Origin of the sequence: Protofrankia sp. Cj3 (assembly GCF_917627355.1) — a bacterium.
Classification (GTDB): domain Bacteria; phylum Actinomycetota; class Actinomycetes; order Frankiales; family Frankiaceae; genus Protofrankia.
In genome coordinates, this window is sequence record NZ_CAKJTR010000101.1 from 5,855 (window position 1) to 18,510 (window position 12,656).

Annotated in this window: 11 protein-coding genes; 5 read left to right on the forward strand and 6 right to left on the reverse strand. The window is 64.9% G+C overall.

Features of this window, described 5'->3' with window-relative positions:
- The first annotated feature begins 253 nt into the window (after nucleotides 1–253).
- Genes MJ783_RS14565 through MJ783_RS14585 form a run of 5 tightly spaced genes read left to right on the forward strand, consistent with a single transcriptional unit; the run spans nucleotide 254 to nucleotide 8,072 of the window.
- Entirely contained in the window at nucleotides 254–1,618 is a 1,365-nt protein-coding gene (locus tag MJ783_RS14565) for a glycosyltransferase family 4 protein (protein WP_239310980.1), read from the forward strand.
- Nucleotides 1,615–2,484: an SDR family oxidoreductase gene (locus MJ783_RS14570; protein ID WP_239310981.1), complete on the forward strand. Its 870-nt coding sequence runs from the start codon at nucleotides 1,615–1,617 to the stop codon at nucleotides 2,482–2,484. The genes MJ783_RS14565 and MJ783_RS14570 overlap by 4 nt, the downstream gene beginning before the upstream one ends.
- Nucleotides 2,481–4,382, forward strand: a complete 1,902-nt coding sequence (locus MJ783_RS14575) for a heparinase II/III family protein (RefSeq protein ID WP_239310982.1) — start codon at nucleotides 2,481–2,483, stop codon at nucleotides 4,380–4,382. The genes MJ783_RS14570 and MJ783_RS14575 overlap by 4 nt, the downstream gene beginning before the upstream one ends.
- Entirely contained in the window at nucleotides 4,379–6,625 is a 2,247-nt protein-coding gene (locus MJ783_RS14580) for a bi-domain-containing oxidoreductase (RefSeq protein WP_239310983.1), read from the forward strand. Before MJ783_RS14575 ends, MJ783_RS14580 begins: the two co-directional genes overlap by 4 nt.
- 34 nt (nucleotides 6,626–6,659) lie before the next feature.
- Nucleotides 6,660–8,072 carry a hypothetical protein gene (locus tag MJ783_RS14585; RefSeq protein ID WP_239310984.1) on the forward strand — a complete coding sequence of 471 codons (1,413 nt, stop codon included), beginning with the start codon at nucleotides 6,660–6,662 and terminating at the stop codon, nucleotides 8,070–8,072.
- Between the two features lie 5 nt (nucleotides 8,073–8,077).
- On the opposite strand, the gene MJ783_RS14590 is transcribed toward MJ783_RS14585, so the two are convergent.
- The 6 genes from MJ783_RS14590 to MJ783_RS14615 form a co-directional block, all read right to left on the reverse strand.
- Complete coding sequence (locus tag MJ783_RS14590) at nucleotides 8,078–9,142, reverse strand: glycosyltransferase (protein ID WP_239310985.1); 1,065 nt, start codon at nucleotides 9,140–9,142, stop codon at nucleotides 8,078–8,080.
- A 102-nt stretch (nucleotides 9,143–9,244) separates the two neighbouring features.
- Nucleotides 9,245–9,874 carry a hypothetical protein gene (locus tag MJ783_RS14595; protein ID WP_239310986.1) on the reverse strand — a complete coding sequence of 210 codons (630 nt, stop codon included), beginning with the start codon at nucleotides 9,872–9,874 and terminating at the stop codon, nucleotides 9,245–9,247.
- Complete coding sequence (locus MJ783_RS14600; protein WP_239310987.1) at nucleotides 9,871–10,140, reverse strand: helix-turn-helix domain-containing protein; 270 nt, start codon at nucleotides 10,138–10,140, stop codon at nucleotides 9,871–9,873. The genes MJ783_RS14595 and MJ783_RS14600 overlap by 4 nt, the downstream gene beginning before the upstream one ends.
- A 50-nt stretch (nucleotides 10,141–10,190) precedes the next feature.
- Nucleotides 10,191–11,378, reverse strand: a complete 1,188-nt coding sequence (locus MJ783_RS14605; protein WP_239310988.1) for an O-antigen ligase — start codon at nucleotides 11,376–11,378, stop codon at nucleotides 10,191–10,193.
- Nucleotides 11,379–11,995: 617 nt separating this feature from the next.
- A complete protein-coding gene (locus tag MJ783_RS23705) occupies nucleotides 11,996–12,370 on the reverse strand; it encodes an ATP-binding protein (RefSeq protein ID WP_370651632.1) in 375 nt (124 codons plus the stop codon).
- The coding region (locus MJ783_RS14615; protein ID WP_239310989.1) for a transposase at nucleotides 12,301–12,656 on the reverse strand (356 nt) is incomplete at its 5' end. The genes MJ783_RS23705 and MJ783_RS14615, both read right to left, overlap by 70 nt.

Genomic DNA, 12,656 nt, shown 5'->3' on the forward strand with positions numbered 1-12,656 from the left:
TGTGGATCAAGGAGCGGAACTGGGGTGCGTGCATCGCGAGGCGGCGGAGGGAGCCACCGGAGGTGGTGGGTGGCGACCGACGAGCCGGGGTACCCGTGCATCACGCAGTGATGGACGGGGAGCGATGACGCGAGCTGCGTGCCCCAGCCCCGCGGCGCCGCGTCCCCTATTGCCGGTCGCTCCAAGCCGTTCCTCGCTCAAGGGAGATCCGTGAAGTCCGCCTCCATCACGTACTCACAGTCGAGGTAGCCCGATGACCGCAAAGGCGACTACACAACGACTCCGGGTGCTTCTGATCACCCACTACTTCCCACCCGAGGTCGGCGCCCCGCAGGCCCGGCTCGCCGAGACCGCCCGGGAATGGGCCGCGGACGGCGTCGACGTGACAGTCCTGACCGGGATGCCCAACCACCCCACCGGAATCATCCCGCCGGAGTACCGCGGTGCGTGGCGACGAGTCGAACACCGCGACGGTTACCGTGTGGTACGGACGTGGGTGTACGCAACGCCGAACAAGGGCATCGTGCGGCGGACTCTCGGTCACCTGTCGTTCATGGTGACCAGCGTGCTGCTCGGCGGGAATGCGGCCGGTGGGGCCGACGTCATCGTCGTGTCGTCGCCGACCTTCTTCCCGCTCGGTTCGGCATGGCTGCTGGCGCGCCTGCGGCGGGCCCGCCTGGTGGTCGAGGTCCGCGACCTGTGGCCGGCAATCTTCGTGCAGCTCGGGGTGCTGCGTAACCGCCGTGTCATCGCCGTGCTCGAACGCCTGGAGCTCGCCGCCTACCGGGCCGCGGACGCCGTCGTCACCGTGACCGACGGTTTCCGGGATGACATCATCGGGCGCGGCATCCCAGCCAGGAAGGTCCACACCATTCACAACGGGGCCGATCTGCGCCGGTTCAGCCCGTCCGATCCGCCGTCGGCGGCCCTGGGTGCCCGATCCGGAGACACCCTCGTGGTCTACATCGGCGCCCATGGGATCTCCCAAGGCCTGCCCTCGGTCGTGGACGCGGCCGCCGAACTCGTTGGAGAACCCGTACACATCGCCTTCGTCGGCGAGGGAGCCGACCGGCAGCGAGTCGCCGACCGGGTGGCCGAACGTGGTCTCACCAACGTCACCATGCATGCTGCGGTACGCCGCGACGAGGTTGCGGGAATCGTCGCCGCGGCCGACATCTGCCTTGTCCCGCTGCGGGACGTGCCCCTGTTCACCACGTTCATCCCGTCGAAGATGTTCGAGCTGCTGGCCGCCGGACGCCCAGTCATCGGCGCACTCGCCGGTGAGGCCGCCCGTATTCTCGCCGCGGCGGGCGGTGTTGTCGTTCCGCCGGAAGACCCCACCGCGCTCGCCGACGCGATCCGGAGCCTGGCCGGCGATCCGCACCGGCGCAAGGCGATGGGCGTGGCGGGGCGTGCGTACGTCACGGATCATTTCGACCGCGCGGTGCTTGCGCGCCGCTATCGCACCCTCCTCGAGGAGGTGACGGGCCGCTCGGCCGCCGTGCCGAAGCAGCGGACGGCGAATGTCGCTGAGCCGATCACGGTCAGGGCGACCGCCGTCTCCCCGCCGTCCGCAATCGTCCAGACAACCGATACCGGGCAGCGGGAGCTGACATGAGGATGTTGGTGACTGGTGGAACCGGCTTCCTGGGGCGCCGAGTCGTCGCCCGCGCGATCGGCGAAGGTCATCATGTGGTCGGGTTCGCCCGCAGCGCCGCAGCGATTCGCGCCCTCGAAGAGGCCGGCGCCGAAGCCGTTCCCGGCGACCTTGACGACCCGGCCTCGGTGGACGCCGCCTTCCGGGCGTCGAAGGGCAACATACTGATCAACCTTGCCTCGCTCGGGTTCGGGCACGCGGACATGATCGTGTCAGCGGCCGAAGACGCCGGACTGAACCGTGCGATCTTCATTTCGACAACGGCGATCTTCACAACGCTCCCGGCCTCGACGAAACGAGTTCGCACGCAGGCCGAATCAACGATTACCGGCAGCGGGCTCGACTGGACCATCCTGCGGCCCACGATGATCTACGGAGGGCCGGACGACCGCAACATGGCCCGCTTGCTCGCCGCCCTGCGCAGGTCAAAGGTGCTGCCACTGCCCGGCGGCGGCAACCGTCTTCAGCAGCCCGTCCACGTCGACGATCTCACCTCCGCCGTGTTGGAGGCGGCCCGGCGGGACACGACCATCGGTCGGACGTACACCATTGCCGGGCCCGAAGCGCTTACCTTCCGCACGATCGTCAAGGAGGCTGGAGCAGCGGTCGGTCGCCAGATCCTCACCGTTGCGCTTCCGTTGAGAGCCACTCTCGCAGTCGTGAGCGGTTACGAACGGCTGGCTGCCAGACCGAAGCTGCGTGCTGAGCAGATCGCCCGACTCGCCGAGGACAAGGCGTTCCCCATCGACGACGCGGCCGCCGACCTCGACTTCGACCCACGGCCATTCCAGCAGGGCATCCGAGCCGAAGCGGAGCTACTGGCATGACGGTTCTTCGTCATCTGCCAGAGCTCGATCCCGGTGCTGTCACCAGCTCCGCGGGCACGCAAGCGGGCCGATATCTCCGCACCGTCGCCTACCTTCAGCCGGGGCAGATCCTCGCCCGCGCGCGCCTGCGCACCCAGCGAGCATTCGCCTCCCGGATACCCCGGACCGCCGAACGGATACTCGGCCTGGCCGCGCCGGCTGGTGACAGCTGGCCGTGCTCAGCCAACTGGCCGCGCTCATTCGTGCCGTTCGACGGGCGCCATGCCGGCACCGGACCGGACCCGACCGAGATCCTGGACGGATCGCTGACCCTGCTCGGCCACACCCGCCGGTTGTACCGGCCCGGCGAGAACCCACGCGCGGCCGACTGGGTGCAGGCCGACGCGCCGCTGCTGTGGCGCTACCACCTGCACTACTGGGACTGGGCCTGGTCACTGACGGCCCATCCCGACCGTGATCAGGCCCGGTCGGTGTTCGCCCGGCTCTACACGTCCTGGCGGACCGCCACCGCGGCTCCCCGTGGCACCGCTTGGGCGCCCTACGTCGCGTCGCTGCGCGCATGGACGCTGTGCGCGCTGTTCGAACCGCTGGCCCGCAACAGCGCGGTCATGCCGACGATGCGCGCGGACCTCGGCCGGCACGAGGCCTTCCTGCGGCTCCACCTGGAAACCGACGTCGGCGGCAACCATCTCATCAAGAATCTCAAGGCCCTGATCGGCCTGGCGGTCACCATCGGAGACACCGCGGAGACCGGCAGGTACCACCCGTGGGTCGACATGCTGCGTGCCGAGGTCCGTCACCAGGTGCTGACCGACGGCGGTCACTTCGAACGGGCTCCCGCCTACCACTGCCAGGTACTCGCCGATCTCGACGACGTGGTCGGCCTGCTGGTGGCCACCGCGGCGGCGGTACCCGACGAGTTGACCGACGCGGTCATCCGCATGCGACAGTGGCTGCGCGTGGTCGTCGGGCCGGACGGCAGCGTGCCCCTGCTCAACGACGGTTACCCGGTCCCCGCCGGCGCCGTCGCCGACCTGCTGTCCGGTGGAGTCGCGCCCACGAGGCGGACGTCCGGCCGGAGCCCGACAGGGCTCCGGCTGCTCGCCGAGACCGGTCTCGCGGCCCTGCGTGCGGGACGCTGGCATCTGCTCGCCGACGTCGGGCCCGCGTGCCCGGACACGCTGCCCGCGCACGCCCATGCCGACACGCTCGCGTTCCTGCTCTGGTGGGACGGCGCCCCGCTGATCGTCGACACCGCGACCTCGACCTATGAGCCGGGGCCTGTCCGCGCCGCCGAGCGCTCCACCGCGGCGCACGCGACGGTCGTCATCGACGGGATCGACTCGACCGAGGTCTGGGGTGCGTTCCGCGCCGGTCGCCGGGCCCGTCCGACCATCATCCAGATGGCGGTGGACGGCGGCGAGGCCGCCCTCACCGCGTCCCACGACGGCTACCGGAACCTGCCTGGACACCCGACACACCAACGCCGCTTCCGCGTCAGCGCCGATCGGGTGCGCATCGACGATCGGGTGACCGGCGCTGGACGCCACCAGGTGGAGGTCCACTTCCCGCTCGCGCCCGACACCGGCGCCACCGTGGAGGACCCCGCGCGCACCGTGCGGATCCGCACCGCGGCCGGGCAGGAGATCATCCTGCACACCCGGGTCACCGATGCGGGTGCCACCGCCGCACCACGATCGTCAGGGCGCTGGGACCTCCGCCCGGCTCGGCGGGCCGTCGGGTGGCAGCACACGGTGCCGGCACTCACCGTCGTCTATGTCATCGACACGCAGCTGCCGATCGAGATCCGTACGGACCTCGCTGCCGTCCGGCAGACGACCGGGAAAACCGGCAGGAACGCGCGCGGCCTGCATATGGAGAAGGCGAGACAAACATGAAGCAGGTAGTGCAGGCCGTCCGGGGTGGCGCGGTCGAGGTCCTCGACGTTCCCGCCCCCAGGATCGGGCCCACCGAGGTCCTTGTCCGGACCATGGCGAGCATCGTCTCCCCCGGCACCGAACGAGCGGTGACGGCACTTGCCCAGTCAGGGCTGGTGGCGAAGGCTCGGGCCCGTCCCGACCTGGTCCGCCAGGTGGCGGCACGGGCCCGGACCGACGGGATTTCCACAGCCGTCCGGGCAGTTCAGGCACGGCTCGGCGGAGACGTACCGCTCGGCTACAGCGCTGCGGGCACCGTGGTGGAAATCGGAGAGATGGTCAGTGGAATCTCCCCGGGCCGGCTTGTCGCAACCGGCGGGGCCGGCTGGGCCAGCCATGCCGAGGTGCAGGCGGTGCCCGGTCTGCTCTGCGTACCTGTTCCGGACGGGGTCGAGGCCACCGACGCCGCGTTCGCCACAGTCGCTTCGATCGCCCTGCACGGATTGCGCCTCGCCGATGTCGGACCGGGCGCAAAAGTGGTGGTCGCGGGCCTCGGGCTGGTCGGTCAGCTCGCCGCCCGGATCGCGCTCGCGAGCGGATGCGACGTGGCCGGTGTCGACATCGCTGATCTACCGCTGGCCGCCGCCGCGCGGGCCGGCGTCCACACGCTGCGGGAACAGGGCGAGGCGACAACCGCTGAGGTGCTGCGGTGGACCCGCGGCCGGGGCGCCGACGCTGTGCTGGTCTGCGCCGCCACACAAACCTCGGAACTGATGGCCCGGGTGCCGACTCGCTGCCGGGACCGCGCCACGGTCGTGGTCGTCGGCGACGTCGGCCTCGATCTGGACCGCACCCCCTTCTACGACCGGGAACTGTCGGTACGCTTCGCGCGCTCGTACGGGCCTGGACGCTACGAGCGCGCGTACGAGGACTGGGGAGTCGACTACCCAGCCGGGCAGGTCCGCTGGACCGAAGGCCGCAATCTGGAGGCTGTCCTTGATCTGCTCGCCACCGGCCGGCTGACAGTCAAGGATCTCGTCACGCACAGTTTCGCGATCGACGACGCGACCGCCGCCTACACCCTGATCGAGAGCAGGAGCGAGCCGTACCTGGCTATCCGCTTCGACTATGACACCGCCCGAACCCTCAGGGAAACCATCGTCCTTCCCACGCCGCGGACGAGCGCGGCGCATCGGCCGCGCCTGCTGGAGCTACCTGGGATACCAAAGCTGCCGGGCCTGCCAGGGCAGCGCCGTGCCGTGGACACGGACAGACCGGCCGCCTCTGGCGGTCGCCACGCAGTGGGCTGGATCGGCGCCGGAGCCTTCTCGTCCGCTGTGCTGCTCCCGGCCTTCCGTGCTGCCGGCTTCGACCGGTTCATAGCGGTGAGCTCCGCCAGCGGCCTGACAGCCAGGCGGTTCGGCGAACGCGCGGGGTTCACCAAAGTCGCGGGCAGCGCGGAGGCCGTCATCACCGATCCCGATGTCGGCGTGGTCGTCATCGCAACCCCGCACGACTCCCATGCCGATTTGGTCGTGACGGCGCTCGACGCGGGTTGCCATGTCTGGTGCGAGAAGCCGCTCGCGCTGTCCTTCGAGGAGCTGGAGAAGGTCGATGCCGCCGCACGTCGTAATGACCGGGTCCTCTTCGTTGGTTTCAACCGTCGCTGGTCGCCCGCTGCCACACTCGCCCGAGAGCACCTTGAGCGCCGGACGTCTCCCCTCACGCTGGTCTACCGGGTCGCGGCCGGGCCGGTCAGCGACAAGCACTGGTACGCCGACCGCCGCCAGGGTGGGCGCCTGCTCGGGGAGGTGTGCCACTTCGTCGACACCTGCATGTTCCTCAATCCCTCAAAGATCATATCGATACGGACGCACGCCGCCGGAGCCCATGGCGCTCCGGCCGTCGATGACGTGACGGTCGTTCTCGGGCACGTTGACGGGTCGACCTCGGTCATCGTGTACTCCTCGGCCCGCCCGCCCGGAATCGGCAAGGAACGCGTGGAAGCTCTCGCGGGCGATCTGCATCTCGTCCTCGACGATTTCCGCGATCTGACCGTCGCCGGGCGCAGCGTCTGGCACGGGCGCCAGGACAAGGGCCATATGGCCGCCGTCGGCGAGTTCCGCCGGCGGATCGGGGGCCGGGGCGGCGACCAGAGAGCAGCCTGCGGCCTGGACTCCACGTTCCATGTCCTGGCCGCGGCGGCTGCGACAGCCCAGGCAACCGCCCTGCGGCGTAAGCCGACAACATCCACGCCCGCATGAGCAGCCACTTGCCAGGCGACCATCGCCGGAAACAATGGGTATTGTGGGAATGAGTTTCACCGTGGGAAATGTGGCCACCAGCAATGTTCGCACAACGCAGGACGGACCAATCTGGATTTCCGGACTGTGCCTCGCCTGCGTGGCATTGCTCGCCGAGCTGGACGTCAATGCGATGGTTCTCGTGGCAATCGCGGGGCTGGGCGCGCTGGCCGTGCGGCGTGCACTGTCCGCGCTGGTTGTCGTGTACGTCCTGTTGATTGCGATCGAACTTCTGGTTGCCGCCCGCCTGCCTTGGGGCAATGTGACTGTCACCGTCGGTCCTGTCGACACCTACGCGGCACTTTGGATCGCTGTTGCGGTGTTCGCCGGGACATTGTCCTGTGCATGGCCGCCAAGACGAACACGGGTGGTCCCGCACGGGAATCCCTCGTTCGTCCCTGCCCTTGCAATTTCCGCGGGAGCCCTTGCTGTTCATCTGATACTGATCACCAGTGGTGCGACCGGAGTGGCCGCGCAGCTCGCCGGGCGCACAAGCGGGGGCGGGTACCTGGGCCTTTTCGGCCAGACCGGCGCTGCTATCGCTGGTGGTGTGGTGCTCGCGGCCCATGCCACCGGGCGAGGTCGGTCCGCCACGGGCATCGCCGCGGCGCTCCTTGTGGTGCTCCATGCGGTGACTCTCGCCTTCACCGGCTTCCGAAGCGCCGGACCGCTGCTACTCTGCGCAATCGTTCTTGCCAGGGTCACCGGTTCCAGCCGACGCAGACGCGCGAAGCAGGCCGCCGTTATTCTCGCGCTTTCAGCCGGTGGCATCGGGCTCTTTCTGGCTGGTTCGGCCATCCGAACGGATATCACAGCTCAAGCAGGACCCCGCAGCGGCGGCGGTCCGCCCTCCGTCGAGCTCAGTAACCTCGTCGATGTCGTCACCGCACGTATCGACTACCGTGAGTATCTTGCGAGAGCGATCGAGTTGCGTGATGATTCTAGCGCACGCGAGGCCGTGAACCTGCGCGACCAGTTTGGTGCAGCCGTACCTAGGGTGCTGAACCCGAACAAACCATCAGTCGACTACGGCGCCCGAATCTCCCAGGCGTACTTCGGAATTTCCACAAACATCAGAACGTCATCACTGATCACTAGCTTCGGGGACGGCATTGTCAATTTTGGCGTCACCGGAACAGTACTGGCGATCGGCCTCTATGTGATCGGCCTCGATCGAATCTACCGGACTCTGGGAGAAGCACCAACAGCAGGACGGCTTGCACTACGCATCATCACAGTGTCGGTGGTAATCGACATCGCCCCCTCCGTCGTGATGAGCGCCATCGAGATCGCTCGAGACTCGATCTTCACGGGGACAACGCTATTAATCGCAACATGGTTGACCCGAATATACGGTCGGAAAAATACCCAACAAGTAGCGATATACCGACCACTGGTTCAGCTCTAATATAGTCAGCCCTGGGCTGCCTTGGTGAGAATGTCGCCTGTATGCGTGGCGCAGGCATCCCAGTCGTACTTCCTGGGTAGCGGTCCGCACGGTAGTATGGTGCCGATCGATTTTTGGAGCACGGTGATAATTTCAAGTTCGTCAAATGGGTCGAAGTAGTATGCCGGCGAAGACCCAGCTATTTCTTCGTTGCTGCAGGCCCGTGCCACGAGGAGTGGAAGACCGTGCGCATGAGCCTCCAGGAGGGGGTGGCCAAAGGTCTCTCCATACGACGGCCAGATCAAGCAGTCGGCCCGTTGGTACATCTCTTCCAGACTTTGGCCGGTCAGGTAACCATGAAATGTCACCCGACTTCTCATGCTATCGATCAGTCGGTTTACTTCCTGCCCATAACGTTTTTCGGGCATGTCCCCGACGATGTCGAGCGACCATTCGCCGCGCACCTGACGCAGACATCTCAGGAGCCGATCAACATTCTTCCATCGATAGAGCGAAGAAACGACGAGAAGCCGTCGCACCGGCCGTGGTGACCTCGGCCGGTAGCAATCATTTTCAATTGGGCCGCCGTGGCGAACTATGTGAATCCGTTCAGGTTCAATACCGAGCAAAGATGTCGCCGCATCGCGGGCATACGCACTGACAGCAATGTGGGAAGATGCATGCCGTGCCGAGAGCTTTGTGAGCGCCTGTTGGATCCGGAACCGGACCCGCTCGTGACGACGGTAGTCGCGGTGCAGGGATTCGTCAAAAATTGCTGAATTACGAAACGCAAGCACGAGCGGTATGTCATAGCGACAGAATGATATCTCTGTCGGTGCGAAGACTACATCGATACGCTCGTTTTTTACTACCTCGTGCCATGTGCGCGAGCGCGCTGCAAGGCGCCCGGACGCGGGTACGACCTGTAGTTCGGGCGGAATCACGGCCGCGACCTGCGACCGCTCGACACGAGCCAGAATCGGGCCGACTTCGAGCATGTCGTGCCGGGCAAGGCGTGGCAGAATGTGGCGTAGGTACGAAATTCCACCACCGGTTGCTGCTGACGACGCATCGATCGCCACACGGATCATTCGACATCAACCTTCACTTGGCAACCTCCGATCGTTGATCGCAGAGTCGCCATCGACATTAAAGGGACAAGCGGTAACGGACGGCATCCCCCCGAGGTCGCTTCAACGACGCAGCGGATTCCTTGCAATCGTGAACAGGAAAGTGCCCCGCTTTGCCGCGGCGGCCACCCTGCGTTCGTTGCTCAACCAGCCCGAGACGTGGCGGCGCAGCTGCCGTGGCAGTGGGATGACGTCCGACTCCTGTCCCAGGACTGAGGTACGAGCCTCCTCGAAGAACCCTCGACCGAGGTCCTCGAACTGCTCGCGATGAAAGTATCGCGCCATAACCTTCATCGACAGAATGAGGGCCACTCGATCAGTGCAACGATCATAGGGAACGCGGGCAAGGGGGAGGAAACGGCTGGTCCGTTCGACAAGGGTGATGATCTGGCTCTTGCCGTCCTTACCGATGATCAAGTCTCCCTCCCAGTGTCCAGGGATGGCCCGGTCGGCCACCTCGGGAGGCCGTTCACTGATATTGGCCATGTCCGTTATGCTGCCTTGTGTGCTGGTAGTAGACTCGGATGGATGCCTTCGCACCCGTCCGAACCAAAGAATGATCTTCAGTTGGGTCTTCAGTTCGCCACGGGCCTGCAGATAGAGCGCCTGTGGATCGTTTCGCTGGACACGCGCATCTCCGGCTCGTCCGGATAGTCGATCGTCATTCTCGCCGAAATCTGCTGTGGCGATCATTTCTGCACCAGGCCGTCCGCGACAGCGTCATGTAACCGACGAAATACGGCGAGCTTGCGCGGTTTCGGTCGACGCGTCTGTTCCTCGGTGCGCTGCTGCGCGTCCACCGCTCGATATTTTCCACGGCCACCACAACGATGTATCTCCCGATAGACCATGGACCGGTTCTTGCCCAATCGTCTCACCATGGCGGGTCCCGATAAACCCTCGGTGATCCCATGGGAAATCTCTTCGCGGTCCGCTGTGGTAGGCGCTTCGCCGCGCACTTTGGTCTCCTTGGTCAGTGGAATCCACGGTATATCATATGTGACGTGATTCACGCATGGTGCACTGACCCTTTGAGGCCAAGTTCTGATTGCTCGTCAACCAGTATAAGAAGCGTTAGAAAAATCCAGATAAACAGTGCGACCCGGTTCGCCGTAAATGCAGGGATACCCATTGTTGCTGCCATGCTCAGAAGTAGGACCGCAGTGGCGAACGACCGCTCCGGAGTCCGCCGCGCAGGCCTCCCTTTAAGCCAATTGTAAATCAGTATAACCAGTATGAAGGAAAAAATTGCCACACCGATGAATCCACCGACCACCATTATCTCAATCCATGAACTGTCGTACGGAATGGCAAGACCGCTGGCCCCGTAGCCAAACCATGGATGAGTTTCCGAGACATATTGGAATGCTACACTGAAAGAACCGTTAGAGCTCAGTCGTCCCGCTGTATATTTACTTTCCACGCTCGTACTACCGGTACCGCCGAAGAGCGACGCCAGCATCCAGGAGCCTCGCCACTGCGGGATATCGAACTGGGAAGAAAAAATCTTAACCAACCCGGCGATGCAGCCGAGGACCAGTAGTCGCCGTGTTCGCTGCCCTTGTCCCATTGCCTGCCACACTGCTAGTGGCAGACCGACCAGCAAAAAAATCTTCGAAACACTCAGGACTCCACCGACGAGAACAGGTGTCACTGCAAGTCCGAGAAGAACCGGACGGTCTTGGCCGTGTCGGCCGAAAAGATAAACGGCTGCAAGGAGCGCGAGGGAGTAGGCGACCCCGGCCTCAGCTGGTTGAGCAAAGATTCCCGTCAGTCGACCGTTGTCGAGGGCACGTACAGCAACCGTCGTCTCAAGAGTGGCCGGAGAATATCCCCAGAACCTCTGCAACTGATTGGTTGGATCACTGAAAAGACCGGCAAAAGCTATGATCCCGTTGAGGGATACCATAACTACAAAAACCTGACTGACTACATTCAGTAACCTAAGTCGCTTATGTCCCACCGCCAGCCAGCATGCAACCAGAAGTAGCACCGCCAGCGGGTAGAGGTAGCTGTCGACGCCGGACAGCAGGTTACCTGGGAAAAACTTGCCGGGCACTGGTACTCGGTTCGCATTAACAATAACCAGAAGAAGAAGAGAAACCCACAGGATCGCGACACATGCATGTGGATCATCAAGCTTCAATTTTGACACGAGAAACGGGATGGCCAACAGCAGAGAGCCGTAGACCATCACCTGCTCCGTCCTGACTCCGACGGTGAGATATGGTCCGAACGCTGCCACGACGACAAGAAAGGGCCAGCTTCGTACAATGAGGGATATCTGGCTGTGGACACCAGGACGCTCAACGGCGGTCACGCACCCGGAGCAGGCGACGAACCGCTGCAATGCAGGACGATGATCCGCACTGGAGTCAATATGGGCTCGATGCTCCGAGGCTGTTTTCACCCGGCAGCGACTCCTTTCATTTCTCCGGTAGAAAGCCGCCACGAACGGCGGTACGGCACACGGTTATTATGAATCATCAGATGCGCCGGCTCGGGTAGCTGGTAGGCAACACGCCGGACACTTGAACGGAGAACGGCGGCAGTCGATGTGGGATGCTGTCTTTCTGAGACAAATCATCCGCCAACGGCCATTCGGGTTAATTGGGGGATAAAATATTCGGTGACCCCGTGGGGCCCCGAGACGCAATGCCAGCAATCGGCGCATGATCGCATTGACGGGAGGGAGTGGGAATGTCAAGCCGATTGGGCTCCGCCGTGTTGGTCTGATTCGGCCCCACTCGACTCGATCCTCGGACACGGACCGTGAGACCCCTGCGGTCACCGATGGTGACCGCAGGGACCGGGTTATCTCCCCGGCGCTGCTTCCGCGTTCCTCAGGGCGCGGGTAGTGCGAAGCCGGTATGAATCAGTTCCGGTCTGGATGATGTGCGCCCGGTAGGTGAGCTGGTCGACCACGGCCGCGGCCAGCCGCGGGTCGATGAAGGTGTTACCCCATTCGGAGAACGGCGAGTTCGACGCGCAGGCGATCGAGGCTTTCTCCTCCCGCTCGGTGGTAAGTATTCGGTGATGCCGGGGAAGAGCATGCCGAGGCCCCGGCCCGTGGGTGAAGGCCAGGTGTCTGGAACGGCTCAGGAGCTGTTCGGGTGGGGTTACGGCGCCGGGCCAGGCGGAATCTCTTCGTTGAGATCGTGATTGTGGCTTCCGGGGGTGTGCAGCCAGACGAAGAACCGTTCGAGTGTCTCACCGGCGGGTGCCCGGCTCCCGGCGGCGGCGCAGGCCTGGAGGTAGCCGGCGAGGTAGGCCAGGGGTTCGCGGCCGTTGCGCTCAGCGGTGCCGGTAATGGTCCACACCCGGGCGGCCAGCTCCGCGGACCATGTCGCGTGCGCGCCGTAGTAGTTCTTCCGGCCGACGACCGGGGTCCGCAGCGCTCGTTCCGCCGCATTGCTATCAAGATCTATGTCGGGGACGTCGCGGTGGCGGGCCAGCCCGTCCCATTCCCGGTCCA

What these genes read in the sequence shown, in the direction of transcription:
- MJ783_RS14595 (WP_239310986.1), bottom strand. Translation starts at nt 9,874, where the DNA reads ATGATCGCCACAGCAGATTTCGGCGAGAATGACGATCGACTATCCGGA.
- MJ783_RS14590 (WP_239310985.1), bottom strand. Translation starts at nt 9,142, where the DNA reads ATGATCCGTGTGGCGATCGATGCGTCGTCAGCAGCAACCGGTGGTGGA.
- MJ783_RS14585 (WP_239310984.1), top strand. Translation starts at nt 6,660, where the DNA reads ATGGGTATTGTGGGAATGAGTTTCACCGTGGGAAATGTGGCCACCAGC.
- MJ783_RS14570 (WP_239310981.1), top strand. Translation starts at nt 1,615, where the DNA reads ATGAGGATGTTGGTGACTGGTGGAACCGGCTTCCTGGGGCGCCGAGTC.
- MJ783_RS14575 (WP_239310982.1), top strand. Translation starts at nt 2,481, where the DNA reads ATGACGGTTCTTCGTCATCTGCCAGAGCTCGATCCCGGTGCTGTCACC.
- MJ783_RS14565 (WP_239310980.1), top strand. Translation starts at nt 254, where the DNA reads ATGACCGCAAAGGCGACTACACAACGACTCCGGGTGCTTCTGATCACC.
- MJ783_RS14580 (WP_239310983.1), top strand. Translation starts at nt 4,379, where the DNA reads ATGAAGCAGGTAGTGCAGGCCGTCCGGGGTGGCGCGGTCGAGGTCCTC.